Annotated in this window: 20 protein-coding genes and 1 tRNA gene; 13 read left to right on the top strand and 8 right to left on the bottom strand. The window is 71.3% G+C overall.

Annotated features, from left to right (window positions below):
- Nucleotides 1–247 precede the first annotated feature (247 nt).
- The 9 genes from ACFWXO_RS28300 to ACFWXO_RS28340 all read left to right on the top strand — a co-directional run bounded on the left by ACFWXO_RS28300 (nucleotide 248) and on the right by ACFWXO_RS28340 (nucleotide 13640).
- Nucleotides 248–493 carry a hypothetical protein gene (locus tag ACFWXO_RS28300; RefSeq protein WP_380398152.1) on the top strand — a complete coding sequence of 82 codons (246 nt, stop codon included), beginning with the start codon at nucleotides 248–250 and terminating at the stop codon, nucleotides 491–493.
- A 128-nt stretch (nucleotides 494–621) separates the two neighbouring features.
- Entirely contained in the window at nucleotides 622–1131 is a 510-nt protein-coding gene (locus tag ACFWXO_RS28305) for a MauE/DoxX family redox-associated membrane protein (protein ID WP_380527020.1), read from the top strand.
- A gap of 62 nt (nucleotides 1132–1193) precedes the next feature.
- Nucleotides 1194–2057 (top strand): DsbA family protein, encoded by an 864-nt coding sequence (locus tag ACFWXO_RS28310; protein ID WP_375893364.1) that lies wholly within the window; start codon nucleotides 1194–1196, stop codon nucleotides 2055–2057.
- A 118-nt stretch (nucleotides 2058–2175) separates the two neighbouring features.
- Entirely contained in the window at nucleotides 2176–3198 is a 1023-nt protein-coding gene (gene lgt / locus ACFWXO_RS28315; protein WP_375893366.1) for a prolipoprotein diacylglyceryl transferase, read from the top strand.
- A 138-nt stretch (nucleotides 3199–3336) separates the two neighbouring features.
- Nucleotides 3337–4074, top strand: coding sequence for a VIT1/CCC1 transporter family protein (locus tag ACFWXO_RS28320; protein WP_375893368.1), 738 nt, complete (start codon nucleotides 3337–3339; stop codon nucleotides 4072–4074).
- A 604-nt stretch (nucleotides 4075–4678) separates the two neighbouring features.
- Nucleotides 4679–9292 carry a glutamate synthase large subunit gene (gene gltB, locus ACFWXO_RS28325; RefSeq protein WP_380527040.1) on the top strand — a complete coding sequence of 1538 codons (4614 nt, stop codon included), beginning with the start codon at nucleotides 4679–4681 and terminating at the stop codon, nucleotides 9290–9292.
- Nucleotides 9285–10745: a glutamate synthase subunit beta gene (locus tag ACFWXO_RS28330; RefSeq protein WP_375893370.1), complete on the top strand. Its 1461-nt coding sequence runs from the start codon at nucleotides 9285–9287 to the stop codon at nucleotides 10743–10745. The genes gltB and ACFWXO_RS28330 overlap by 8 nt, the downstream gene beginning before the upstream one ends.
- A gap of 522 nt (nucleotides 10746–11267) precedes the next feature.
- Nucleotides 11268–12134 (top strand): helix-turn-helix domain-containing protein, encoded by an 867-nt coding sequence (locus ACFWXO_RS28335; RefSeq protein ID WP_375893372.1) that lies wholly within the window; start codon nucleotides 11268–11270, stop codon nucleotides 12132–12134.
- A gap of 48 nt (nucleotides 12135–12182) precedes the next feature.
- Nucleotides 12183–13640 carry an aldehyde dehydrogenase family protein gene (locus ACFWXO_RS28340; RefSeq protein WP_375893446.1) on the top strand — a complete coding sequence of 486 codons (1458 nt, stop codon included), beginning with the start codon at nucleotides 12183–12185 and terminating at the stop codon, nucleotides 13638–13640.
- 73 nt (nucleotides 13641–13713) lie between these two features.
- Here the strand turns inward: ACFWXO_RS28340 and ACFWXO_RS28345 are convergent, their stop codons facing one another.
- The 7 genes from ACFWXO_RS28345 to ACFWXO_RS28375 all read right to left on the bottom strand — a co-directional run bounded on the left by ACFWXO_RS28345 (nucleotide 13714) and on the right by ACFWXO_RS28375 (nucleotide 21807).
- Nucleotides 13714–14649, bottom strand: a complete 936-nt coding sequence (locus ACFWXO_RS28345) for an AraC family transcriptional regulator (protein WP_375893374.1) — start codon at nucleotides 14647–14649, stop codon at nucleotides 13714–13716.
- Nucleotides 14650–14681: 32 nt separating this feature from the next.
- Nucleotides 14682–15608: an NADP-dependent oxidoreductase gene (locus ACFWXO_RS28350; protein WP_380527024.1), complete on the bottom strand. Its 927-nt coding sequence runs from the start codon at nucleotides 15606–15608 to the stop codon at nucleotides 14682–14684.
- 139 nt (nucleotides 15609–15747) lie between these two features.
- Nucleotides 15748–16311, bottom strand: coding sequence for a Uma2 family endonuclease (locus ACFWXO_RS28355; RefSeq protein WP_380527042.1), 564 nt, complete (start codon nucleotides 16309–16311; stop codon nucleotides 15748–15750).
- A gap of 67 nt (nucleotides 16312–16378) precedes the next feature.
- Nucleotides 16379–18214 (bottom strand): bifunctional metallophosphatase/5'-nucleotidase, encoded by a 1836-nt coding sequence (locus tag ACFWXO_RS28360; protein ID WP_380527026.1) that lies wholly within the window; start codon nucleotides 18212–18214, stop codon nucleotides 16379–16381.
- Between the two features lie 323 nt (nucleotides 18215–18537).
- Nucleotides 18538–19059: a hypothetical protein gene (locus tag ACFWXO_RS28365; protein WP_380527028.1), complete on the bottom strand. Its 522-nt coding sequence runs from the start codon at nucleotides 19057–19059 to the stop codon at nucleotides 18538–18540.
- Nucleotides 19046–20707, bottom strand: a complete 1662-nt coding sequence (locus ACFWXO_RS28370) for a VWA domain-containing protein (RefSeq protein ID WP_380527030.1) — start codon at nucleotides 20705–20707, stop codon at nucleotides 19046–19048. Before ACFWXO_RS28370 ends, ACFWXO_RS28365 begins: the two co-directional genes overlap by 14 nt.
- The gene (locus tag ACFWXO_RS28375; protein WP_380527032.1) at nucleotides 20704–21807 is read right to left on the bottom strand and encodes a hypothetical protein; all 1104 of its coding nucleotides are present in this window, start codon (nucleotides 21805–21807) and stop codon (nucleotides 20704–20706) included. The genes ACFWXO_RS28370 and ACFWXO_RS28375 overlap by 4 nt, the downstream gene beginning before the upstream one ends.
- Before the next feature lie 284 nt (nucleotides 21808–22091).
- Here ACFWXO_RS28375 and pyk point away from each other — a divergent pair, with 284 nt between their 5' ends.
- The 3 genes from pyk (at nucleotide 22092) to ACFWXO_RS28390 (ending at nucleotide 24288) form a co-directional block, all read left to right on the top strand.
- Nucleotides 22092–23522, top strand: coding sequence for a pyruvate kinase (pyk, locus tag ACFWXO_RS28380; RefSeq protein ID WP_375893388.1), 1431 nt, complete (start codon nucleotides 22092–22094; stop codon nucleotides 23520–23522).
- A gap of 110 nt (nucleotides 23523–23632) precedes the next feature.
- Nucleotides 23633–23992, top strand: coding sequence for a type II toxin-antitoxin system RelE/ParE family toxin (locus ACFWXO_RS28385; protein ID WP_380527034.1), 360 nt, complete (start codon nucleotides 23633–23635; stop codon nucleotides 23990–23992).
- Nucleotides 23989–24288 carry a multiprotein-bridging factor 1 family protein gene (locus tag ACFWXO_RS28390; RefSeq protein ID WP_375893392.1) on the top strand — a complete coding sequence of 100 codons (300 nt, stop codon included), beginning with the start codon at nucleotides 23989–23991 and terminating at the stop codon, nucleotides 24286–24288. Before ACFWXO_RS28385 ends, ACFWXO_RS28390 begins: the two co-directional genes overlap by 4 nt.
- A 99-nt stretch (nucleotides 24289–24387) precedes the next feature.
- On the opposite strand, the gene ACFWXO_RS28395 is transcribed toward ACFWXO_RS28390, so the two are convergent.
- A tRNA-Leu gene (locus ACFWXO_RS28395) sits at nucleotides 24388–24470 on the bottom strand.
- A 136-nt stretch (nucleotides 24471–24606) separates the two neighbouring features.
- Between ACFWXO_RS28395 and ACFWXO_RS28400 the strand changes: the two genes are divergently transcribed.
- Nucleotides 24607–25224, top strand: a complete 618-nt coding sequence (locus ACFWXO_RS28400; RefSeq protein WP_375893448.1) for an ANTAR domain-containing response regulator — start codon at nucleotides 24607–24609, stop codon at nucleotides 25222–25224.
- The last annotated feature ends 105 nt before the right edge of the window (nucleotides 25225–25329 follow it).

A 25329-nucleotide genomic window follows, 5' to 3' on the forward strand; every position in this document is an offset into this window, starting at 1 on the left:
GGGGGGGTGTGGGCGGGGGGGGCGCGGCGGGGCGCCCCCCCCCCCCGCGGGGGGGGGCGCCCCCCCCCCCCCCCCGCGGGGGGGGGGGGCCCCCCCGGCTTTTCCGTCGGCGTCAGCGGCGCGGCGGCCCCGAACGGGTGAAGAGCGCGGGCGACACGCATCAGGCGGGGTTGACCGGCGTTGAGTGGAGGGACGAGTGCACGAACCACGTCTACGGGGGTGGCCGGGCTAGCGAAGGGGTGAGCGGGTGGCTGGGCTTCATCGGGCCGTGCTGCTGCGGGCGGCGGCGGCCGCGCTGGCTCTGGGGGCCGCGGTCGGCGCGCACACCGAGGTGGGGCAGGCCCTGGCCAAGCGGGGGGCGGAGCGGGCCGAGCGGGAGGCGGTGGCCTGTGCGGAGGCGGCGCGCTGGGACGCGGCGGAGCGGGCCGCGCGGGGGCGGCACGAGGGGCGGCCGGAGCTGTTCGACCCGGGGCGGATGCAGGGGTGCCGGTGACGTAGGGGTGTTCGAGGGAATCGGACGGAACGTCACTCGTCCGGCTTAATTCGTGAATCCGGAGGAACCGGTCTTCATCCCTTACGGTTCGTCAGGAAGTGAACGAGTTTCCCGAGGGGGGTTCCCTGATGGCGGGGCCGGCAGTGCAGTCCGGTGGCTCCGCGCCCGCGCCGCGGCGGGTGCCGGTCCGGAGCGAGTGGATCGGTACGGCCGCGCGGCTCGGCCTGGCCGTGGTCTGGGGGTGGGCCGGGCTGGCGAAGATCGCCGACCCGGCGGAGGCGGCCCAGGCGGTGCGGGCGTACGAGATCCTGCCCGAGGGCCTGGTCAAACCGATCGGCTACGGGCTGCCCTTCCTGGAGCTGGCGCTCGCCCTGCTGCTGGTGATCGGCCTCGGCGTCCGCCTGCTCGCCGGGGTGTCGGCGCTGCTGCTGCTCGCCTTCATCGCCGGGATCGCCTCGGCCTGGGCGCGCGGGATCTCGATCGACTGCGGCTGCTTCGGCGGCGGAGGGCACGTCGACGCCTCGCAGACCGAGTACCTGCAGGAGATCCTCCGCGACACCGGCTTCCTGCTGCTGGCCGGGTTCCTGCTGTGGCGGCCCCGCACCCGGCTCTCGGCCGACGGCTGGTTGGCGAGCTGACCCGTCCGGCCATTCCCATCCCCGCACCCGACGAAGGCCCCCAGACCGTGGATGTCAAGGCAATGAGCGAGAAGAACCGAGAAGGCAAGCGCACCGCCCGCGAGCGGATGCTGGAGCAGCGGGCGGCCGAGGAGGCCGGCTCGCGGCGCAGGAAGAAGCTGGTCGTCGGCGGAGCGGTGCTCGTGGTGATCGCCGCCGCGGTCGTCACCGGCGTGCTGGTGCAGAACCAGCGCTCCAAGCCGGAGACCCCGACCGCCGCCCCGGCCGGGACGATCGGTGACAAGAACCTGGTCATCCCGGTCGGCGCGAGCAACGCGCCGTCGGTGCTCACCGTGTACGAGGACCCGCGCTGCCCGGCCTGCGGGATCTTCGAGCGCGAGTTCTCGGCGACCATCGACCAGCTCGAGGACGCCGGGAAGATCTACACCAACGCCCACGTGGTGTCGTTCATCGACCGCGCGGTGCCGGGCAAGGGCTCGAAGAACGGGGCCAACGCCCTGGCCTGTGCCCAGGACGCCGGGCACTTCCGGGACTACCACGACGTGCTCTACCGCAACCAGCCGGACGAGACCAACGACGCCTTCGGGAACAAGGCGGTGCTGCTCAACCTGGCCAAGCAGGTGGGGGGGCTGGACACGCCGGAGTTCCAGGCCTGCGTCAACGACAACAAGTACGGCGGATGGGTGTCGGCGGTGCAGCAGGACTTCGACAAGTCCAGCTACAAGTCCACCCCGACGGTGCTGCTCAACGGCCAGCCGATCTACCCGAAGAACGGCAACGAGGAGATCACCCCGGCGAACCTGGTGAAGTGGGTGGACGCCGCCAACCAGGGCAAGCAGCTCGGGACGGCGGGCACGAACGGTCAGACCCCGGCGCCCACCGCCGCCGCCTCGGAGGCCAACAACCCCTCGCCGTCGGCCGGCTGAGCGCGTCCGGCCGCCGCCCCCTCCCGATGCGGGAGGGGGCGGCGGCGTTCGTTGTTCGGTATCTGTGACCCCGGGGGTGTCGGATGGGGCCGCCGGACCCTGTAGCGTCGGAACTGCCATGGATATCGCCTACATTCCCAGCCCGTCGCGGGGGGTCCTGTACCTCGGACCGATCCCGCTGCGCGCCTACGCCTTCTGCATCATCCTCGGGGTCGTCGCGGCCGTCTGGCTCGGCAGCAAGCGCTGGGTCGCCCGGGGCGGTGCCAAGCACACCGTCGGTGACATCGCCGTGTGGGCCGTGCCCTTCGGCCTCGTCGGCGGCCGGCTGTACCACGTGATCACCGACCACCAGCTCTACTTCGGCGAGGGGAAGAACCCCTGGAACGCCTTCAAGATCTGGGAGGGCGGCCTCGGCATCTGGGGCGCGGTCGCGCTCGGCGCGGTCGGCGCCTGGATCGGCTGCCGCCGCCGGGGCGTGCCGCTGCCCGCCTACGCCGACGCCATCGCGCCGGGCATCGTGCTCGCCCAGGCGATGGGCCGCTGGGGCAACTACTTCAACCAGGAGCTGTACGGGCGGGCCACCACGCTGCCGTGGGGCCTGGAGATCCACAAGACGCTGCCCGACGGCGAGGTCGTGAACGGGGTCTTCCACCCGACCTTCCTGTACGAGTCGATCTGGGACGTGGCCGTCGCGCTGCTGGTGATCTGGGCGGACCGGCGCTGGCGGCTGGGCCACGGCCGGGCCTTCGCGCTGTACGTCGCCGCGTACACGGTGGGCCGGTTCTGGACCGAGTGGCTGCGGATCGACGAGGCGCACGTCTACTTCGGCCTGCGGCTGAACGACTGGACCTCGATCGTGGTGTTCATCGGCGCCGTCGTGTACTTCGTGGTCGTCGGGAAGAAGCGGCCCGGCCGGGAGGACCCGGCGAGCATCGACCCGGCGGCGCACGCCGAGGCCCAGGAGAAGGACGCGGCCCAGGAGGAGGACGCGGCGCCGAAGAAGGCGGAGGCGGCCGTTCCGAAGCCGAGCGAGACGGTGGACGGGGAGAAGCCGTCTCGACTGCTGGACGAAAAGGCGGCGGCCGAACCGGCCGACGAGGGCGCCGAGAAGGCCGGCAAGGACGCCAAGAACCCGATCTGACCAGGGACTTCCCCGCAACTGAGGCCACCCTTGCGAAGGGTGGCCTCAGTGCTGTTCGGACAGCCTTACTTTGCTGGAAATGCGCAGGTCAACGGGGCTACGGTCAGGTCGACGAACGAAAGACGGAGGGGAAGTACCGTGACTGCGAGCACCCTGGAAGCCGAGCCCGCCCAGCACCCGCGGATACCCGCGGCCGACCACCACCGGGACGTCAACGGCGGCTGGCTGCGGCCCGCGGTGTTCGGGGCGGTGGACGGCCTGGTGTCGAACTTCGCGCTGATGACCGGTGTGGTCGGCGGCGCGGCCTCCAGCAGCACGGTGATCCTCACCGGCCTGGCGGGCCTGGCGGCCGGCGCCTGCTCGATGGCGGCGGGGGAGTACACCTCGGTGGCCTCCCAGCGGGAGCTGGTGCAGGCCGAGATCGAGGCCGAGCGGCTGGAGCTGAGCCGCAACCCGCACGGCGAGCTGGCCGAGCTGGCGCAGGTGTACGTCTCGCGCGGGGTGGACCCGGAGCTCGCCCACGAGGTGGCCCGGCAGCTGTCCCGGGACCCGGAGCTGGCGCTGGAGGTGCACGCCCGGGAGGAGCTGGGGATCGACCCCAACGACCTGCCCTCCCCGCTGGTCGCGGCCGGCTCGTCCTTCCTGTGCTTCGCGCTGGGCGCGCTGCTGCCGCTGCTGCCGTACCTGCTGGGGGCGACCACGCTGCTGCCGGCGATGCTCCTGGCGGGGCTGGGGCTGTTCCTGTGCGGCGCGGTGGTGGCCCGGGTGACGGCGCGCAGCTGGTGGTTCAGCGGGCTGCGGCAGCTGGTGCTGGGCGGGGCCGCGGCCGGGGTGACGTACCTGCTGGGGTGGCTGATCGGCGGGCACGTCGGCTAGGGCCTGTCCGGCGGATCTTGGCAGATCAGCGCGCGGCGTTGGGCGCCCGGCTGGGCGTGCGCCCGAGTCGGCCTCGTACTGGACGTACTTGGGCGATTCGGGCGTGCGTCCAGGCGGGATGCCCGGCGTCGCGCGCCTGGCAAGATCCGCCGGACAGGCCCTAGGGCCGACGCGGTGGTGCACGGCGGCAGGGCTGCATGACTATGCCGGGCAGTGGGTGACGTTTCACACATGGACGTCGCGCGCTGCCCGGCATCGTCTCATCATCCGGGCCTCTGAGCCGCGGATTCGCATCCGGGGAGCCCGGTCCCGGGATGGATTCCCAGGCGGTCAAGATCGGCTCGTGTGGCGATCCGGTTTCGCCCCTGTTTCAGGCCGGGGGCGGCCGGGCACAATCGTCGGGACGTGCACTGTGGCACGTCCTCTTCTCCGGCCCCCTGACCTGCGCGTCCGTCCGCCATATGGACGGGATATTCCGCTTCTCGGGATCCTGGGCATCATGTAACTTGCACGACATCGATTCACCGCATCAGGGCCAACGTCGTCCCTACTTGCACCAACTTGCCGAAAGACGACGACGGGAGAGCCGATGCTGTCTGCATCCATGCACTCCGCCAACGAGCCCCAGGCCGGCGCCGCCCGCCAGCCGTACGCGCTCGTGCCGGATGCGCGACCTGCTGCTCAGGGCCTGTACGACCCGCGGAACGAGCACGACGCCTGCGGCGTCGGTTTCGTCGCCACGCTGACCGGCATCGCCGACCACACCATCGTCGAGCAGGCGCTGAACGTCCTGCGCAACCTGGAGCACCGGGGCGCCACCGGCGCCGAGCCGGACTCCGGTGACGGCGCGGGCATCCTGACCCAGGTCCCGGACGCGTTCCTGCGCGGCAAGGTCGACTTCGAGCTCCCGGCCGCCGGCTCCTACGCGGTGGGCATCGCCTTCCTCCCGGACGAGGACGAGGCCGCCGGTGCCGCCGTCGCGCGGATCGAGGCCATCGCGGCCGAGGAGGACCTGACCGTCCTCGGCTGGCGCGACGTGCCGGTCACCCCGGACCTGCTCGGCGCCACCGCGCGCAGCGTGATGCCGCGCTTCCGGCAGGTCTTTCTCGCGTCAGCGCCTGTTGGACAGAGCCTGGCCCGGGAGGGCCGGTCGGGGATCGAGCTGGACCGCGTCGCCTTCGTCGTCCGCAAGCGGGCCGAGCGCGAGGCCGGGGTGTACTTCCCGTCGCTGTCCGCCCGCACCATCGTCTACAAGGGCATGCTGACCACCGGCCAGCTGGAGCCCTTCTTCCCCGACCTGTCGGACCGCGGCTACGCGTCCGCCATCGGCCTGGTGCACTCGCGGTTCTCCACCAACACCTTCCCGAGCTGGCCGCTCGCCCACCCGTACCGCTTCGTCGCGCACAACGGCGAGATCAACACGGTGAAGGGCAACCGCAACTGGATGCGGGCCCGGGAGTCGCAGCTCGCGACGGACCTGATCCCAGGGGACCTGTCGCGGATCTTCCCGATCTGCACGCCGGACCACTCGGACTCCGCGTCCTTCGACGAGGTCCTGGAACTGCTGCACCTCGGCGGCCGCTCGCTGCCGCACTCGGTGCTGATGATGATCCCGGAGGCGTGGGAGAACCACGCCACCATGGAGCCGGCCCGCCGCGCCTTCTACCAGTACCACTCCAACCTGATGGAGCCCTGGGACGGCCCGGCCTGCGTCACCTTCACCGACGGCACCCAGATCGGCGCCGTGCTCGACCGCAACGGCCTGCGCCCGGCCCGCTACTGGATCACCGAGGACGGCCTGGTCGTCCTCTCCTCCGAGGTCGGCGTGCTCGACATCGACCAGGAGAAGGTCACCCGGAAGGGCCGCCTCCAGCCCGGCCGGATGTTCCTGGTGGACACCGTCCAGGGCCGGATCGTCGAGGACGAGGAGATCAAGTCCGCCCTCGCCGCCGAGCACCCCTACCAGGAGTGGGTCGGCGCCGGGCAGATCCAGCTCGCCAAGCTGCCCGAGCGCGAGCACATCGCCCACACCCACGCCTCCGTCACCCGCCGCCAGCAGACCTTCGGCTACACCGAGGAGGAGCTGCGCGTCATCCTGGCGCCGATGGCCAGGACCGGCGCCGAGGCGCTCGGCTCGATGGGCACCGACTCGCCGATCGCCGCCCTGAGCGAGAAGCCGCGGCTGCTCTTCGACTACTTCGTGCAGCTCTTCGCTCAGGTCACCAACCCGCCGCTGGACGCCATCCGCGAGGAGCTCGTCACCTCGCTGCTGTCCAACCTCGGCCCCGAGGGCAACCTGCTGGTCGCCGAGTCCGCCTCCTGCCGCTCCGTCGGCATCACCTTCCCGGTGATCGACAACGACGAGCTGGCCAAGCTGGTCCACGTCAACGCCGACGGCGACCAGCCCGGCCTGAAGGCCGTCACCCTGTCCGGCCTGTACAAGGTCGCCAGCGGGGGAGCGGGCCTGGCCGCGCGGCTGGCGGAGATCGCCGCCGAGGCCGACGCCGCGATCGCCGACGGTGCCCGGATCATCGTGCTCTCCGACCGGCACTCCGACGCCGAGCACGCCCCGATCCCCTCGCTGCTGCTCACCTCCGCGATCCACCACCACCTGATCCGCACCAAGCAGCGCACCCAGGTGTCGCTGCTGGTCGAGGCCGGTGACGTGCGCGAGGTGCACCACGTCGCGCTGCTGATCGGCTACGGCGCCGGGGCCGTCAACCCCTACCTGGCGATGGAGTCGGTCGAGGACCTGGTCGCGCAGGGCGTCTTCATCCAGGGCGTCGAGGCCGAGAAGGCGATCAAGAACCTGATCAAGGCGCTCGGCAAGGGCGTGCTCAAGGTGATGTCCAAGATGGGCATCTCCACCGTCGCCTCCTACCGCGGCGCCCAGGTCTTCGAGGCCATCGGCCTCTCCCAGGGCCTGGTCGACGCCTACTTCGCCGGCACCACCAGCAAGCTCGGCGGCATCGGGCTGGAGGAGGTCGCCAAGGAGACCGCCGCCCGGCACGCCAAGGCGTACCCGGCCTCCGGCATCCCGGCCGCGCACCGCGCGCTGGACATCGGCGGCGAGTACCAGTGGCGCCGCGAGGGCGAGCCCCACCTGTTCGACCCGGACACCGTCTTCCGGCTCCAGCACTCCACCCGCAACCGCCGCTACGACATCTTCAAGCAGTACACGGACCGGGTGAACGAGCAGTCCGAGCGGCTGATGACGCTGCGCGGCCTGTTCCAGCTGGACGGCCTCGACCGGGAGCCGATCCCGGTGGAGGAGGTCGAGCCGGTCTCCGAGATCGTCAAGCGCTTCTCCACCGGCGCGATGTCGTACGGCTCCATCTCGCTGGAGGCCCACGAGACCCTCGCCATCGCGATGAACCGCCTCGGCGGCAAGTCCAACACCGGCGAGGGCGGCGAGGACCCGGACCGCCTGTACGACCCCGAGCGCCGCTCGGCGATCAAGCAGGTCGCCTCCGGCCGCTTCGGCGTCACCTCCGAGTACCTGGTCAACGCCGACGACATCCAGATCAAGATGGCCCAGGGCGCCAAGCCCGGCGAGGGCGGCCAGCTGCCCGGCCACAAGGTCTACCCGTGGGTCGCCAGGACCCGGCACTCCACCCCGGGCGTCGGCCTGATCTCGCCGCCGCCGCACCACGACATCTACTCGATCGAGGACCTGGCCCAGCTGATCCACGACCTCAAGAACGCCAACCCGGCGGCCCGCATCCACGTGAAGCTGGTCTCCGAGGTCGGCGTGGGAACGGTCGCGGCCGGCGTCTCCAAGGCGCACGCCGACGTGGTGCTGGTCTCCGGCCACGACGGCGGCACCGGCGCCTCGCCGCTCACCTCGCTCAAGCACGCCGGCGGCCCCTGGGAGCTCGGCCTCGCCGAGACCCAGCAGACGCTGCTGCTGAACGGGCTGCGCGACCGCATCGTCGTCCAGACCGACGGCCAGTTGAAGACCGGCCGCGACGTGGTCATCGCCGCGCTGCTCGGCGCCGAGGAGTTCGGCTTCGCCACCGCCCCGCTGGTCGTCTCCGGCTGCATCATGATGCGCGTCTGCCACCTGGACACCTGCCCGGTCGGCGTCGCCACCCAGAACCCGGTGCTGCGCGAGCGCTTCTCCGGCAAGCCCGAATTCGTGGTCAACTTCTTCGAGTTCATCGCCGAGGAGGTCCGGGAGATCCTGGCCTCGCTGGGCTTCCGCTCGATCGAGGAGGCCGTCGGCCGCGCCGAGCACATCAACGCCCAGGCCGCCGTGGACCACTGGAAGGCCGCCGGGCTCGACCTGGCCCCGCTCTTCCACGTGCCCGAGCTGCCCGAGGGCGCCGCCCGGCACCGCACCACCGAGCAGGACCACGCGCTGGACAAGGCCCTGGACAACCAGCTGATCACGCTGGCCGAGGACGCCCTGGAGCGCGGCGAGTCGGTGCGGATCCAGCTGCCGGTCCGCAACGTCAACCGCACCGTCGGCACCATGCTCGGCCACCAGGTGACCAAGCGGTACCGCGGCGAGGGCCTGCCGGAGGGGACCATCGACGTCACCCTCACCGGCTCCGCCGGACAGTCCTTCGGCGCCTTCGTGCCGAAGGGGATCACCCTGCGGCTGGAGGGCGACGCCAACGACTACGTGGGCAAGGGGCTCTCGGGCGGCGTGGTCGTCGTCCGCCCGGCCCGCGAGGCCGCGGCCATCGGCAACGACGCCCAGAACCACGTCATCGCCGGGAACACCATCGGCTACGGCGCCACCTCCGGCCGGATCCACCTGCGCGGCAAGGCCGGTGAGCGCTTCGCCGTCCGCAACTCCGGCGCCACCCTCGTCGTCGAGGGCGTCGGCGACCACGGCCTGGAGTACATGACCGGCGGCCGGGTCGTCATCCTCGGCGAGACCGGACGCAACCTCGCGGCCGGCATGTCCGGCGGTGTCGCGTACGTCCTGGACCTGCGCCCCGCCAACGTCAACGACGGCATGGTGGGCATCGAGGCCCCGACCGCCGCCGACCGCGAATGGCTGCGCGAGACCGTGCAGCAGCACTACGAGGAGACCGGCTCCACCGTCGCCGCCGAGCTCCTGGCCGACTGGGGCAGCGGGGTCTCCCGCTTCTCCACGATCATGCCGACCGACTACAAGGCAGTGCTCGCCGCCAAGGACGCCGCCGAGCGCGACGGTCTCTCCGAGACCGAGACCACTCGCAAGATGATGGAGGCGGCACATGGCTGACCCCAAGGGCTTCCTGACCACGCCCAAGCAGCTGGCGGAGCGCCGCCCGGTCGACGTGCGGATCAAGGACTGGAACGAGGTCTACGTCGAGCGCAGCCTCCTGCCGATCATCACGAAGCAGGCCGGCCGCTGCATGGACTGCGGCATCCCGTTCTGCCACAACGGCTGCCCGCTCGGGAACCTCATCCCCGAGTGGAACGACCTCGCCTACCGCGAGGACTTCACCGGCGCCATCGAGCGGCTGCACGCCACCAACAACTTCCCGGAGTTCACCGGGCGGCTGTGCCCGGCGCCCTGCGAGTCGGCGTGCGTGCTCGGCATCAACCAGGACGCGGTGACCATCAAGAACGTCGAGGTCACCATCATCGACAAGGCCTGGGACCGCGGCGGGGTCACCCCGCAGGTCCCGGAGCGCCTCTCCGGCAAGACCGTCGCCGTCGTCGGCTCCGGCCCGGCCGGCCTGGCCGCCGCCCAGCAGCTCACCCGGGCCGGGCACACCGTGGTGGTGTACGAGCGCGCCGACCGGATCGGCGGACTGCTGCGCTACGGCATCCCCGAGTTCAAGATGGAGAAGCGCCACATCAACCGCCGCATCGAGCAGATGCGGGCCGAGGGCACCCGCTTCCGCACCGGCGTGCACGTCGGCGAGGACATCACCGGGCAGGACCTGCGGTCGCGCTTCGACGCCGTGGTGATCGCCGCCGGCGCCACCACCGCCCGCGACCTGCCGGTGCCCGGACGCGAGCTCAAGGGCGTCCACCAGGCGATGGAGTACCTGCCGCTGGCCAACAAGGTCCAGGAGGGCGACCTCGTCGACTCCCCGATCAGCGCCAAGGGCAAGCACGTGGTCGTCATCGGCGGCGGCGACACCGGCGCCGACTGCGTCGGCACCGCCCACCGCCAGGGCGCCCTCTCCGTCACCCAGCTGGAGATCATGCCGCGCCCCGGCGAGGAGCGGCCCGGCCACCAGCCCTGGCCCACCATGCCGATGACCTACAAGGTCACCTCCGCGCACGAGGAGGGCGGCGAGCGGATCTACTCCGTCAACACCACCCGCTTCACCGGCGACGAGGACGGCAACGTCCAGGAACTGCACCTGGTCGAGGTCGAGTTCAAGGACGGCCGGTTCGAGCCCGTGCCCGGCACCGAGCGGGCCCTGCCGGCCCAGCTGGTCACCCTGGCCATGGGCTTCACCGGGACGGACGTGAAGAACGGCCTGGTCGAGCAGCTCGGCGTCGACCTCGACACACGCGGTAACATTGGCCGCGACGGCCGGTTCGCCACCAATGTCGATGGCGTGTACGTCTGCGGAGACGCCGGCCGTGGCCAGTCACTGATCGTCTGGGCCATCGCGGAAGGCCGTTCGGCCGCCGCCGCGGTGGACAAGCACCTGGGCGGCAAGACCCCGCTTCCCGCCCCGATCCGGCCCACCGACCGCCCCCTGGTGGTCTGACGGCCGACGGTCCGACCGGCCCACCCCGAACCCCCGGCGCCGCATCGCCGGGAGCTCAACCCGCTGCCCCCGCCAGCGTCGCCGGGCCAACGCGGTCTCCTGGCGCCTGCCCTCTTCCCCGACCAGTTGGAGGGCGGGCGCCGTCGCGTTCCCGAAGGTGCTCCCTTCGCGTTCCCGGAGGCGTTCCTCTTCGCGTCCCCGAACGCGTTCCCGAAGGCGTTCCCGAAGGCGTTCCCGAACGCGTTCCCGGGGGGTCGCCGGGGCTTCCCGGCGGGTTCCGCAGCGCGTTCCCAGGCTCCTCTCACCCGAGCCCCGCCGGGGCTCTCACCCACCCCTTACCAGGGCTCCCACCTGCACTCCCACCCGCACCCGCGTGCGTACACCGACGGTCGCCTCACAGCTTTCTCCCAGGCTTCGCACCGCGACCGGAATGCGACCCGGCACGGGCTGTTGTTCGTCAGTGCCAGGTGGCAGACTGCGGCCGACGGCCGGGGGGCTGCACGAGTGCGGAGGTTGACTTCGATGGGCACGACTCAGGCAGGCGGAGGCGCCACCGTACGGCGCCTGCTGCTCGGCAGCCAGCTGCGCAAGCTCCGCGAGACCAGAGGCGTCAGCCGCGAGGAGGCCGGGTACTCGATCCGCGCCTCCGAGTCCAAGATCAGCCGGATGGAACTCGGCCGGGTCGGCTTCAAGGAACGCGACGTCGCCGACCTGCTCACCCTCTACGGCGTCGACGCCGAACAGGAACGGGCCAACGTCCTCGGCCTCGTCCGGGAGGCCAACGCCACCTCCTGGTGGCACGACTACGGCGACGTGCTGCCCGCCTGGTTCCAGAACTACCTCGGCCTGGAAGAGGCCGCCGCCGAGATCCGCAGCTACGAGGTCCAGTTCGTGCACGGGCTGCTGCAGACCGCCGACTACGCCCGCGCCGTCGTCCACGCCGGCTGCCACGGCCTCCGCGACGACGAGGTCGAACGCCGGGTCGAGGTGCGGCGCAAGCGCCAGGACCTGCTCACCGCCGACCACCCGCCGCACCTGTACGCCGTCCTCGACGAGGCCGCGCTGCGCCGCCCCTGGGGCGGGCCCGAGCTGATGCGCGGCCAGCTCGACACCCTCCTCCAGCTCTCCGAACTGCCCAACGTGCGCCTCCAGGTGCGCCCGCTCGGCGGCGCCGCGCTGAGTGCCGAGAGCGGTGCTTTCAGCGTGCTGGGCTTCGCCGAGGCCGAACTCGCCGACGTCGTCTACCTGGAGCAGTTCACCACCGCCCTCTACGTGGACAAGCCCGCCGAGGTCGCCTCGTACCGGCAGGCCATGGACGGACTGGTCGCCGAGAGCCTCGGACCCGAACGGACCCGCGATCTTCTGCTCTCCGTACGCCAAGAGCTTTGACACATCAGTACGATGAGCTCCCATCAGGTCGGGCACGAGAGGGATCAGATGTCGTACTTCTCCGAGTTGGCGCTGCAGTACATCGACGGCGAATGGTGCAGCGGCAGCGGCTCCTGGGACATCGTCGACGTCGACCCCTACACCGGGGACAAGCTGGCCACCATCACCGTGGCCACCGTCGCCGAGGTCGACCGGGCCTACCGCGCCGCCGAGCGCGCCCAGCGCACCTGGGCCGCCACCAACCCCTACCAGCGCCGCCTGGTCTTCGAGCGGGCGCTGCGGCTGCTGGAGGAGCGCGAGGGCGAGATCGTCCGGGCCGTGATGGCCGAACTCGGCGGCACCGCGCTCAAGGCCGGCTTCGAACTCTCCCTGGTCAAGGACGTGCTGCGGGAGTGCCTGCACCTGTCGGTGGCCACCGAGGGCCGGCTGCTGCCCTCGCCCGCCCCCGGCAAGGAGAACCGCCTCTACCGGCTGCCGGTCGGCGTGGTCGGCGTGATCAGCCCGTTCAACTTCCCGCTGTTCCTCGGCCTCAAGGCGATCGGCCCGGCGCTCGCCCTCGGCAACGGCGTGGTGCTCAAGCCGCACCAGGAGACCCCGATCGTCGGCGGCAGCCTGATCGCCAAGCTCTTCGAGGACGCGGGCCTGCCGCCCGGCCTGCTCAACGTCGTCATCACCGACATCGCGGAGATCGGCGACAGCTTCCTGGAGCACCCGGTGCCCAAGGTGATCTCCTTCACCGGCTCCGACCAGATCGGCCGGCACGTCGCCACCGTCGCCGCCGCGCACTTCAAGCGGACGGTGCTGGAACTCGGCGGCAACAGCGCGCTGATCGTCCTGGACGACGCCGACGTCGACTACGCCGTGGACGCCGCCGTGTTCAGCCGCTTCGTCCACCAGGGCCAGGTCTGCATGGCCGCCAACCGGGTGCTGGTGGACCGGCGGGTGCTCGCCGAGTTCACCGAGAAGTTCGTCGCCAAGATCGCCTCGCTGACCGTCGGCGACCCCCGGGACCCGGCCACCCACATCGGCCCGCTGATCAACGCCGTCCAGGCCGACGCCATCAACGCCCAGGTCGACCAGGCCGTCGCCGGCGGCGCCACCGCGCTGCTCCGCGGGGCCACGGCCGGCAGCCTGATGGCGCCCACCGTGCTCACCGGCCTGGCCGAGGACGCGCCCATCCTGCAGCGCGAACTCTTCGGCCCGGTCGTCCTGCTGGTGCCCTTCGACGGCGAGGAGGAGGCCGTCCGGCTGGCCAACCACACGCCCTTCGGGCTCAGCGGCGCGGTGCACACCGCGGACGTCGAGCGCGGGGTGCGGGTCGCCCAGCGGATCGAGACCGGCATGATCCACGTCAACGGCGGGACCATCGCGGACGAGCCCGGGGTGCCCTTCGGCGGGGAGAAGAACTCCGGCCTCGGGCGGCTCAACGGGGAGTACACGGTGGACGCCTTCACCACGGTGAAGTGGATCTCGGTGCAGCACGGGCGGGCGCAGTTCCCGTTCTAGGCGTTCCCGTTCCGTGCGTTCCCGTTCCGTGCGCTCCTGTTCCAGGCGATCCCGTTCCGGGCGGTGCGGGCGCTCACGCGGCCCTGGCCTCCCGGCGGTAGCCGCCGGGGGCCAGGCCGAACTCCCGCTTGAACGCCTTCGCGAAGGCGTACTCCGAGCCGTACCCGGTCCTCGCGGCCACCGCCGTCAGCGGCGCCTCCGACTCGCGCAGCAGCCGGGCGGCGGTGGTCATCCGCCAGCGGGTCAGGTACGCCATCGGGGGCTCGCCCACCAGCGAGGTGAAGCGGCGGGCGAAGGCGGCCCGGGACAGGCCCGCCCGCTCCGCCAAGGACTCCACCGTCCAGGGGGTCGACGGCGCCTCGTGGATGGCCGCCAGGGCCGGCGCCACCGCGGCGTCCCGCAGCGCGGCCGCCCAGCCCGCGGAGTCCGCGGCGGGGCGGTCCTCGAACCAGGCCCGCAGGATGTACAGCAGCAGCGAGTCGATCAGCGCCGGGACGATTCCGGCCGAGCCGATCCGCGGGTTCTCCAGCTCGGCGCCCAACAACTGGACGGCGGCCGCCAGTTCGGGGTGCCGGCCGTGCCGGGTCGGCAGCTGGATCAGGGCCGGCAGCTGGCGGACCATCGGGTGCGGCCGGGCCTGGTCCAGGTGGTAGTTGCCGCACAGCAGGCTGGTGCGGGCGCCGTCCCCGCCGATCGTCACGGTGCCGATCGGCGAGCCGTCCTCCACCCGGCAGGCCCGGGCGTCCACCGGCGGGGTGTCCGGGCTGTCCGCCAGGACGTGGCCCCGGGCGTCCCGCAGGAACACGACGTCCCCCGGGCTGAGCGGCACCGGGGCGCCCCCGATCTCCGGATCCACCGGGACCAGCCAGCAGGTGCCGTACAGCACCACGTGGAAGCCCGCCCCCACCACCGGGGGCAGCCGCAGCGCCCACGGCGCCCGGCCCTCGGTGCGCACGGACGCGGGGTGCGCCGTGCGCATCGACGCCAGTGCCTCGCTCAGGATGTCCACGACCCGCCCCCGGTGTTGTTCGTCGCCACGCCTCAGTCGACGGTCAGGACGACCTTGCCCCGGACGCTACCGGAGCCGACCAGCTCGTGCGCCCGGGCCGCCTCGTCGAGCGGGAACGACGCGGCGACGTGCGGGCGGATCCGGCCCTCGTCCACCAGCGCGGCGAGCGCCTCCAGGGAGGCGTAGTCGGGCTCGACGGAGACGCCCGCGAAGGTCCGCCCGGCGGCCTCGATCTCGGCGGCCAGCCCCAGGTTCCAGTGCTCCATGATGCTGACCAGCGTGCCGCCCGGCTTGAGCACCGCCAGGGCGCGGGTGCCCTCGGAGGAGGAGTCGAGGACGACGTCGACGTCGGAGACGGCCTCGGTGTAGTCAGTGGTCCGGTAGTCGATCACCTCGTCGGCGCCGAGCTCCCGCAGGAAGGCGTGCTTGGGCTCGCTCGCCAGCGCGATCACGTACGCGCCCCGGGCCTTGGCGATCTGCACGGCGAGGTGGCCGACGCCGCCGGCCGCGCGGTGCACCAGCACCCGGTCGCCCTCGCCGACCCCCGCCCGGTCGACCAGGCCCTGCCAGGCGGTCAGCGCGGCCAGCGGCAGCGCGGCGGCCTCGGCGTGGTCCAGGGAGGCGGGCTTGCGGGCCAGTTGGCGGGACGGCGCGGCCACGTACTCGGCGTACGCGCCGGCGGCCCGGGGGAAGAACGGCATCCCGTACACCTCCTCGCCGACCCGGTAGCGGGCGCCGGGGGCGGCCTCCTCGACCACCCCGGAGACGTCCCAGCCCACCGTGAACGACGGCTCGCCGAGCAGCGGGAGCGCCCCGGAGCGCACCGCCAGGTCCACCGGGTTCACCCCGGCCGCCTTCACCCGCACCAGCACCTCGCCGCTGCGCAGCGTCGGACGCTCCACCTCGGCCACCCGCAGGACCTCCGGGCCGCCGAACTCCTTCTGCACGATCGCACGCATCGCCACTCACCCTCGTCCGGTCCACCACCGGCCCCCCGTGGGGCCGTTCTCGATGTGTTCAACGGTAGGGAGACCGGACGAGCGGATGAATATCCCCAAGTCTCGGCTGGATGTCCGATCGTCTCGCCGGAGGAGCGGATCAGACGGGGTAGCGGACGAGGGCGTCGGTGGCGAGCTCGAAGTCGAAGGGGGCAGGGACGGGGACGCGGTCGCCGAACTTGCCGTTCCACTGCTGGTGGTAGCCGCCGTCGGAGGGCTCGGAGTAGAGGGTGATGTCGCCCTCGCGCGGGTCGATCAGGAGGTACAGCGGGATGCCCATCAACGGGTAGTCCCGGACCTTGCCGACGATGTCGTTCTCCGGGTTGGACGGGGAGACGATCTCGACTGCGATGACGGACTGTTCGGCGGGCACCTGGTCGTCGTCGGACTCGGCGGCCGGGAAGGGGAAGTACGTCAGGTCCGGGTTACGCAGTCTGCCGAGGCGGGGGACGGCGAGATTGGTGTTCTCGCTGGGCATCAGGTCGGCCGGGCAGTGCCTGTCGAGTTGCCTGCGGACCAGGAGCAGGTCGAGCTGGTGGAGTGCGCAGGGGCTGGCCGTGATGACGATCGCATTGCCGGACACCTCGACCTTCCAGCCGGAAGGCGGGGTCAGCGTGCCCGCGTAGGAGAGGAGCCGGTGATTCGGTTCGATCACACGGATCATCATCGCAGTTCGCCGGTATGGCGAGGCGCCGCCGGGGCTGGGCCCTGCGGCGCCTCGTGGGGTGTGACTAGAACACCGGCTGGCCGGCGCGGACGAGGCGCCAGGAGTTGGTGAAGAAGTCGGCGGGGTCGATGACGCCCTTGGCCTTGACCCAGGCGATCATGGTGTTGCGGATCTCGTCGGAGTTCGTCCAGACCACCTTGGCGGTGGCGACGTGCGGGAAGTTGCCGCCGCCGTTGGCGCGGTAGTTGTTGACCGCGAACACGAACTGGGCGGTGGGGTCGATCGGCTTGCCCTGGTAGGACAGGTTGACGATCCGGCTGCCCTTGGGCTGGGCGATGTCGATGTCGTAGCTCAGGCCGTAGACCGAGTCGTAGTTGTAGTCCGGGGTGGTCTCGGCGCCGGTCATGGCGTTCTTGTCGACCGGGGCGCCCGGGGCGAGCTGGTAGTAGTACTTGGCCGAGAACTCCAGGTAGTCCTTGAGCTGGGCGCCCGTCAGGACGCGGGCCTCCAGGGTGTTCTCGTAGATGTACAGGCCGGCCGCGTCGCGCAGCTTGACCTGGCCGGCCGGGATCAGCGCGGTGCGGTTGAACGGGGCGGCCTGGGCCAGGACCGGGAGGTTGGCGTACTGCCCGCCCGCCAGCGCGGCCTTGACGGCGTCGGCCTGGACCTTGCCGATCAGGTCGATGATCGGGGTGGCCTTGAACCGGGCCTCGGCGATCGACAGTTCGATCCTGCTGGTGCCGATGTTCTGGTTGACGTACGCGACGGTCTTCCTGTGCTGCTCGAGGATCGCGTTGCTGATCTCCGGGTTCTCCGGCACGGTGTTGGAGTTCAGCACCCGGGAGGAGACCGAGGCGACCTTCCAGTGGCCGTCGACGAACTCGACCTCGAAGTCGAAGCAGCTCAGGCGCTGGCCCCAGCACAGCGGCTCGGAGAGCACGACCGTCTTGCCGGTCTTCTTGTTGACGAGGAGACGCTGGGCGACCTCCTTGTGGGTGTGGCCCACCAGCACCGCGTCGATGTCCGGGACGGTCTGGGCCATCTCGCCGGAGGCGTCCTCGGGCCAGGGCAGCTGGTCGCCGTAGGTGGTCGGCTCGTCGATGCCGGAGTGGGCGGAGACCACGATGACGTCCGCGCCCGCGGCCTTCATCCGGGGCACGTACTTGGCGGCGGTCTCGACGATGCCCGGGAAGACCATCTGCCCGGCCACGTTGGCCTTGTCCCAGATCGCGATGCCGGGGTTGGTGAGGCCGAGGATGCCGACCTTGATCGGGGTGTCCTCGTCCAGCCACACCTCCTTGATCACGTACGGCTTGAAGGCCGGCTTCTCGTTCTTCGCGTGCAGGGCGTTGGCGCCGAGCAGCGGGAACTCCAGCTGGTCCTCGAAGGCCTTCACGGTGGGGATGCCGTAGTTGAACTCGTGGTTGCCGAGCGCGGCGGCGTCGTAGCCCATGAGGTTCATGGCGACGGCCATCGGGTGGTCCGGCACGTTGTCGCCGTCGGTGGCGATCGGCTCGACCCGGGCGTAGTAGTAGGACAGCTGGGTGCCCTGGATGATGTCACCGGAGTCGATGAGCAGGCAGCGGTCCCAGCCCTTCTCCTCGCGGACCTGGTTGGCCAGGGTGGAGATCTTGGCGAGGCCGACCGCGTTGTGGGCCTGGTCGACGTACTCGGCGTCGGTGAAGTAGTCCCAGTTGAGGACCCGGCCGTGCAGGTCGGTGGTGCCCATGACGGTGAAGGCCTGGCGGCGGGGCTGCTTCTTCTTGCCCTTGGCGGCCGCCGTGTCCGGCTCGGCGGCCGCGGCGGCGGGGGCGGCGGCGACGACGGCTCCGCCGGTCAGGGCGGCGCCGGCGGCGGTGGCGGCGGACCGGGTGACGAAGTCACGGCGGTTCAGCGACATGGACGACTCTCCCGAGTGGGGAACGACGGCGGATGGGCCGTCAAGTGGTGTGCGGATGAGGTGCGTGGCGCGTCCGCGAGAGCGGTGACGCGCGTAGAAGGACGCGCGTAGAAGTGTGCCGTGCGAGCCGGGCCGCTGGATAGCCCTCCGACGTTTCCAACAGGTGAGATCTTGGCGACTCGTTCGTGACCGGGATGGGCGGAGAAAGGGGTGGTACCGGGGCGGGACGGTCGAATTCCGGCCACCCCGTTCCCTGCCGACGGCCACCCCTTTCCCCGCCTCCGGGGTTCGCTGCTCCGCCTCCGGGCCGGCCCGTCGGAGGGTCAGCCCAGTTCGGCGGAGAGCTGCTTCACCTCCCGGCCCAGCTCCGCGGCCGGGTCCGGCGCGTCCGGCTCCGCCCACGGCAGCCAGGCCCGGGCCCGCAGGTAACCGTCCACCGCGACCGGCAGCCGGTGCCGGACGATCGGGTCGACCACCGCACCGGGCCCCGCCTCGCGCAGCGCCACCAGCAGGGTGTCCACCCCGGCCGAGGCCGGCAGCGGGACGCTCGCCAGGTAGCCGGTCAGCACCTCCAGCTCGGTGTGCACCGGAACGGGCCGCGGCGGGGTGGGCGGCTCCGGCGGCTCAGGCGGTTCCGGCGGTTCGGGCCGCGCCGTCCGGCCGGGCGCCAGCAGCGCGCCCACCCCGTACAGCCCCGCCACCACCCCCGGCCACCACGACCCGCCCAGGCCCGCGAAGTGCAGCCCCAGCCCGACCGCCCCGCCCCCGCAGCCGGCCAGGTTCCTGGTCGACTCCAGGTAGCCCAGCAGCAGCCGGCCCATCCCGGCGCGGTTACTGGTAGCCACGGATCTCCTCGAACACCCCGTCCAGCGAACCCCCGCCGTCGAACAGCTTGCCCCCGCTCACGTCCGCGATCCCCTGCAACTGGCTCACCGCCGCCTCCCCGAACTTGATCGGGAACACCGGGATCGACTTCTCCGCCGACGGCAGCCCGTCGTGGAAGCGCTTGAAGTCCCCGTCCGTCGCGCCCTCGTTGCTCTCCCCGTCCGTCATCAGCACGATCGAGGTGAACCGGTCGTCCCCCGCCGCCTTCTGCTGCGTCTCGATCACCCGGTACGCCTGCTCCAGCGAGTCGTACAGCGCCGTACCGCCCTCGGCCCGCAGCGACTGGACGTCGGCGTTGATCGACGCCAGCTCGGACTCCGGACCGGGCCGGCTCCCCGAAGCCGGGACGACATGGGTCTTCGACCACTTCACCGAGGACGCGAAGGAGATCAGCGTCACCTCCTCGCGGTCCCGGAAGCGGCGCAGCCCCCGGGTGTCGTCCGTGCCGGTCAGCCGGCCCAGCGCCGCCTTGAGCGAGGCCAGCCGCTGGCCGTCCATCGAACCCGAGGTGTCCAGCACGTACACCGTCCGGGACGGGCGGCGCAGTTCGTTCTGGTACGAGGCCAGCAGGCCGTCCGCCACCTCCCGGGTGCCCGGGAACGGCAGCTCGCGGCGGCGGTCGGTGGGCAGCCCAGCCGCCGGGGCCACCCCCGCCGTCACCGGGCGGCGCAGCGTCAGCTCCGAGATGCGCTTCTGCACGTCCTCCTTCAACAGGTAGCCGACCAGCCGCTGGAAGGACTCCCGCTCGCCCTGCCCCGCCGAGGACAGCAGCGACAGCGGGTAGTCCGCCGACACCACGCCGTCCACCGGGCGCACCACCGTCAGCCGCTGGTCCGCCGGCAGGGTCCGGTTCAGCGACAGCAGCACCGACTCGTAGTTCACCAGGGCGCCGACCCGGCCCGGCTCGGCCTTGGCGTAGGCCTGCGCCAGCCAGCCCGAGGAACCCGAGGTCAGCTTCTGGCCGGTGAAGAACTGCTTCAACTGCGGCGTCGCCTTCTGCACGTCCGGCGCGGTCAGCGCCGCGCCCGCCCCGGAGAACGCCGAGGCCACCGCGACCAGCGCGGAGAAGCCGGAGTTGGAGCGCGACGGGTCGGACATCCCGTACGACAGCTTCCCGGCCGCGGCCGCGTCGCCGATCTGCGCCCAGGTGACCTTCGAACCGTCCCCCCAGCCCAGGTCGGCGAGGACCGAGGACCGCACCCCCACGGCCACCGGGGAGACCATCACGGGGGTCTCCGACAGCACCTTGGACCGGCCGGCCGGATCCAGCCGCAGGTACTGGTTCGACGGGAACCAGACCGCGTCGTACTTGCCGTCCGCCCGACCGGCGGAGATGGTGTCCGCGCCGTCCAGCGTGCCGCCGAACGCGAGTTGGACCGTCACCCCGGTCGCCTTCCGGGCGTCGTCCAGGACCGGTTGCAGGTCCTGGAGTTCACTGCCGGCCAGGACCCGCAGCACCCCGGGGCGCGCGGTCCCGGCCAGCGTGCCGGACGGGTCCGGGGGCGGCGTCGGCCCCGGGGCCGGCGAGGAGGTGCAGGCGGCCAGCGCGGCGAGCACCGCCGCCAGCACGGCGGCCAGCCGGGCGGGCCGCTTCGTCCGGAGGTTCACTTCGGGCTCCCCTTCGCCGCCTTGGTCAGCTTGGTCAGGTTGTCCAACGACGGGACGGTCGCCTGCTTCACCTTCGCCGCGTTCAGGTCCTGGGCGAGGACCGGCTGCTTGACGCCCTTCACCCGGTCGGCGAACGCGTCGTGGCCGGCCTGCGGACGGAAGCCGAACCTGATCTCCAGGGCGATCAGCGCCGGGTCGTTCTGCAGCAGCCCGGCCAGCTTCCGGCCGTTCTCGGTGCGGGCGATGATCGTGTGGTCCGAGTACGCCGTGGTGTCCGGGTACATCACCACCATGTCCCCGGTCGGCTGGCCCTGCACCGCCATCGCGGCGACCTGCGACTCGTAGCCGAAGATCAGCGGATTGCCGACCCCCGCCAGGAAGTCCCGGAACGGCTCGTCACTGCTGCTCTTCTGGCCGCCCTGCAACGCCGTCGCCTGGTACAGCACCGGCCGGGCCGCCTCCACGCCCTGGTCGTCGGAGACCACCAGGTTGCCGTTCAGGACGTACGACAGCAGCGCGACGTAGAGCGCGCCCGAGGACGAGCTCTCCGGATCGGTGGTGGTGACGAAGATCGGGCCCGACAACTCCGCGTGGCCCTTCGCGCCCGGCAGGTCCTGCCACTTGCTGCCCTTCTTGAGGGCGTTGACGTACTCGTCCATCCTGAACGTCCAGACGCCGCTCGCATCGTCCAGCGCCGCCAGGTTGCTGTCCCGCAGGATCTGCGCGACCGGCGCGTGCGCCACCACCACCAACGGCGAGTAGAACGGCACCAGCGGAGAGTCCTGCAACCCCCAGTTGCGCTGGATCTCGCGGGCCGGAGCCGTGCTCGCCGGAAAGGCGAAGTCCAGCCCGGACGCGCTCCGCGCCTGCTCGCTCATCGTCCAGGAACCGGTCGAATCGGCGTGCACCTCCACGCCCTGCTTCGCCAACTCGGCCTTCACCTCCGGGCTTTCGAAGAACGCCCGCTTCTCCGAACCGATCAGCCCGGTGACCGCGACCGTCCTCACCGGATCGGCCCCCCCGCCGTCCGGGACCAGCGCGTACGTCACCCCGCCCAACAGGGCCAGGGCCGCGATCACCCCCAGAGCGCGTCGTCTCATCGCGCGCGCCTCCCCCCTCATCGCCGCAACACCCCCGGGTGCGACACCCGGGGGTGACGAGCGTCCCGCCGGGCGGGGAGCGCGGACGGAAGGTGCGGTGAACCGGGGGTGAACACCGTTTCACGGAATCGCATCGGCCGGGGCACCCGGGAGACGCCCGGGGACGGCCCTCGCACACCGGTCCGAGGATGTGTCAGATTGTTCAACTCGCCTTACGGCAAAGGTCATCCCGCAGTCCGGACCCGCGTCGAGGTTACGCACCGGTAATGCCTACCCTCAGCAGTATGCGCCGAGCAAAAATCGTCTGCACCCTCGGGCCGGCCACCGACTCGTACGACCAGATCAAGACCCTGGTCGACGCCGGAATGGACATCGCCCGATTCAACCTCAGCCACGGCACCCACGCCGAGCACGAGGAACGCTACCGTCGGGTCCGCAAGGCCGCCGACGAGACCGGCCGGAGCGTCGGCGTCCTCGCCGACCTCCAAGGCCCGAAGATCCGACTCGACACCTTCGCCCACGGGCCCGTACTCCTCGAACGCGGCGACGAGTTCACCATCTCCACCGACAACGGCGTCGTGGGGGACAAGGACATCTGCGGCACCACCTACGCCGGCCTCGCCGGCGACGTCAGCCGCGGCGAACGCATCCTCGTCGACGACGGCCGCGTCACCCTGGAGGTCGTCGCCGTCGACGGACCGCGGGTGCGGTGCCTCGTCATCGAAGGCGGACTCGTCTCCGACCACAAGGGCCTCAACCTCCCCGGCGTCGCCGTCTCCGTCCCCGCACTCAGCGACAAGGACGTCGCCGACCTGCGGTGGGCGCTGCGCACCGGCGCCGACCTGATCGCGCTCTCCTTCGTCCGTAGCGGGCGCGACATCGAGGACGTGCACCGGGTGATGGCCGAGGAGGGACGCCACGTCCCGGTCATCGCCAAGATCGAGAAGCCGCAGGCGGTCGAGAACCTCGACTCCATCGTGGACGCCTTCGACGGCATCATGGTGGCCCGCGGGGACCTGGGCGTGGAGATGCCCCTCGAACAGGTCCCGCTGGTCCAGAAGCGCGCCGTCAAACTGGCCAGGCGCAACGCCAAGCCCGTCATCGTGGCGACCCAGATGCTCGACTCGATGATCAACGCCTCCCGGCCCACCCGCGCCGAGGCCTCCGACGTCGCCAACGCGGTGCTGGACGGCACCGACGCGGTGATGCTCAGCGGCGAGACCTCCGTCGGCAAGTTCCCGGTCGAGACCGTCAAGACCATGGGCCGGATCATCGAAGCCGCCGAGAACGACATCCTGGCCGCGGGCCTGCCCCCGCTGACCACCGGCAGCAAGCCGCGGACCCAGGGCGGCGCCGTCGCCCGCGCGGCCGCCGAGATCGGCGACTTCCTGCACGCCAAGTACCTGATCGCCTTCACCCAGTCCGGCGACACCGCCCGGCGGCTCACCCGCTACCGCTCTCCCATCCCGGTGCTCGCCTTCACCTACGAACCGGCCGTCCGCAGCCAACTAGCCCTCACCTGGGGCGTGGAGACCTTCCTCGGCCCCTTCGCCCCGACCACCGACCAGATGGTCGAACAGGTCGACGCGGCGCTGCTCTCCCTCGGCCGCTGCCAGAAGGGCGACATCGTCGTCATCACCGCCGGCTCCCCGCCCGGCCTGGCCGGCTCCACCAACCTCGTCCGCGTCCACCACGTGGGGACCCTGGACGACTGAGCGGTACTCGAACGGTTGCGCGTGGGCGGCGTCCCCCGTTGGGAGGGATGCCGCCCGTGGGCCGTCGGATCCGCGTGAGAGCGTGCTGGCGTCTCCATAACATCCGTGTTATGACTTGGGGAGAGGTGGAACTCGAACCGGAGGTTCGGGACTGGATCCGCGCACTGAGCCAGGACGATCAGGAGACGGTCGCCTTCTACGTCGAACTGCTCGCCGTCCGCGGGCCCTTGCTGGGCGAGCCGCACAGTCGGCAACTCGACGGCAAACTCCGGGAACTGCGCTTCCACCTGAACGAATCGGACCTGCGGATCACCTACTGGATCGCGTCGGGCAGGAGGATCATCCTGCTGACGGTGTTCCGCAAGACCCGGATGCGGGAGGCCGGCGAGGTCGACCGCGCGAGACGGGCGTTGCGCCGTTGCGTGGCCGAGCAGCACACCGTTGACGAGGACGAGGAGTGGGCGAGATGAGCGAGCGCACGTCCTGGCGCGCCATGCGTGAGGAGATTCTGAACCGTCCCGGCGCCGGCGCGGCGTACGAGGCCGCGCGGATCCGGTTCGAGCTCGGGGAGAAGGTCAGGCTGCGCCGGGAGGCCCTCGGCATGACCCAGGCACAGCTGGCCGCGGCGATCGGCATGCAGCAGCCGGCGGTGGCGCGGTTCGAGGCCGGAGCAACGATGCCCACGATCGTGGTTCTGGAGCGGTTCGCCGAGGCGCTCGGCATGAGGCTCACGGTCGAGCTGGAGCCGCTGGACCGGGCGAGCTGAGACGCGCGGTGAAATAGCAAAGGCAAGGCAGTGGGGAACCCCGGGACAGGACACCGGGAACGGTGGAAAGCAGCCTATAAAGCGGTCTATTGCGAAGTGTGCCGGGTGCGGGATTCGAACCCGCAAGCCCTTTCGGGCAGATGTGTTTGAGACATCCGTGTATGCCGTTCCACCAACCCGGCGGGGTCAGTCCCGACAGAGCATACCGGCTGTGTGCGGTTGGCCGCTGCTAGGTACCCTCAATTACCGCAGGACCCCGCCGGAACTAGGAGCCCCGTGAGCACCGCCGACGAGCAGGCACAGCCGCTTGAGACCGATATGCCCCAGATCACCCGGATCGTGATCGCCGAGGACGAGGCGCTGATCCGTCTCGACCTCAAGGAGATGCTCGAAGAGGAGGGGTACACCGTCGTCGGTGAGGCCGGGGACGGGGAGACGGCGGTGCGGCTGGTGCAGGAGCTCAAGCCGGATCTGGCGATCTTCGACGTGAAGATGCCGATCCTGGACGGGCTGTCGGCCGCCGAGCAGATCCACGAGCAGCACCTGGCGCCGGTGCTGATGCTGACGGCGTTCTCGCAGCGGGAGCTGGTGGACCGGGCGCGGGACGCCGGGGCGATGGCGTACATCGTGAAGCCGTTCTCGAAGTCGGACCTGGTGCCGGCGATCGAGATGGCGGTGTCGCGGTACACCGAGATGCGGGAGCTGGAGAAGGAGATCGGGGATCTCACCCAGCGGCTGGAGACCCGGAAGCTGGTGGACCGCGCCAAGGGTGTGCTGCAGACGAAGTTCGGGCTGAACGAGCCGGCCGCGTTCCGGTGGATCCAGAAGACCTCGATGGACCGGCGGATGACGATGGCGGCGGTGGCCGAGGCGGTCATCGAGGAGGGCGAGGCCCAGGACCGCAAGAAGGCCGACGAGGCCGACAAGCCGGAGTAGAAGAGTGTGGAAGGGCCCGGCGGATCGGATCCGCCCGTGCCATAACCGGTGGGTGGTCACTCCAAACCGCGGGAGGCCATTAAAATAAAACACAAAGAAGAGGAC

This window comes from Kitasatospora sp. NPDC059088, assembly GCF_042738155.1.
In the GTDB taxonomy this organism is placed as follows: domain Bacteria; phylum Actinomycetota; class Actinomycetes; order Streptomycetales; family Streptomycetaceae; genus Kitasatospora.

Bases quoted from the DNA above. Each gene is read 5' to 3' on its own strand.
- ACFWXO_RS28305 (WP_380527020.1), top strand. From the start codon at position 622: ATGGCGGGGCCGGCAGTGCAGTCCGGTGGCTCCGCGCCCGCGCCGCGG.
- ACFWXO_RS28310 (WP_375893364.1), top strand. From the start codon at position 1,194: ATGAGCGAGAAGAACCGAGAAGGCAAGCGCACCGCCCGCGAGCGGATG.
- lgt (WP_375893366.1), top strand. From the start codon at position 2,176: ATGGATATCGCCTACATTCCCAGCCCGTCGCGGGGGGTCCTGTACCTC.
- gltB (WP_380527040.1), top strand. From the start codon at position 4,679: ATGCACTCCGCCAACGAGCCCCAGGCCGGCGCCGCCCGCCAGCCGTAC.
- ACFWXO_RS28330 (WP_375893370.1), top strand. From the start codon at position 9,285: ATGGCTGACCCCAAGGGCTTCCTGACCACGCCCAAGCAGCTGGCGGAG.
- ACFWXO_RS28335 (WP_375893372.1), top strand. From the start codon at position 11,268: ATGGGCACGACTCAGGCAGGCGGAGGCGCCACCGTACGGCGCCTGCTG.
- ACFWXO_RS28340 (WP_375893446.1), top strand. From the start codon at position 12,183: ATGTCGTACTTCTCCGAGTTGGCGCTGCAGTACATCGACGGCGAATGG.
- ACFWXO_RS28350 (WP_380527024.1), bottom strand. From the start codon at position 15,608: ATGCGTGCGATCGTGCAGAAGGAGTTCGGCGGCCCGGAGGTCCTGCGG.
- ACFWXO_RS28355 (WP_380527042.1), bottom strand. From the start codon at position 16,311: ATGATCCGTGTGATCGAACCGAATCACCGGCTCCTCTCCTACGCGGGC.
- ACFWXO_RS28360 (WP_380527026.1), bottom strand. From the start codon at position 18,214: ATGTCGCTGAACCGCCGTGACTTCGTCACCCGGTCCGCCGCCACCGCC.
- ACFWXO_RS28375 (WP_380527032.1), bottom strand. From the start codon at position 21,807: ATGAGACGACGCGCTCTGGGGGTGATCGCGGCCCTGGCCCTGTTGGGC.
- pyk (WP_375893388.1), top strand. From the start codon at position 22,092: ATGCGCCGAGCAAAAATCGTCTGCACCCTCGGGCCGGCCACCGACTCG.
- ACFWXO_RS28385 (WP_380527034.1), top strand. From the start codon at position 23,633: ATGACTTGGGGAGAGGTGGAACTCGAACCGGAGGTTCGGGACTGGATC.
- ACFWXO_RS28390 (WP_375893392.1), top strand. From the start codon at position 23,989: ATGAGCGAGCGCACGTCCTGGCGCGCCATGCGTGAGGAGATTCTGAAC.
- ACFWXO_RS28400 (WP_375893448.1), top strand. From the start codon at position 24,607: ATGCCCCAGATCACCCGGATCGTGATCGCCGAGGACGAGGCGCTGATC.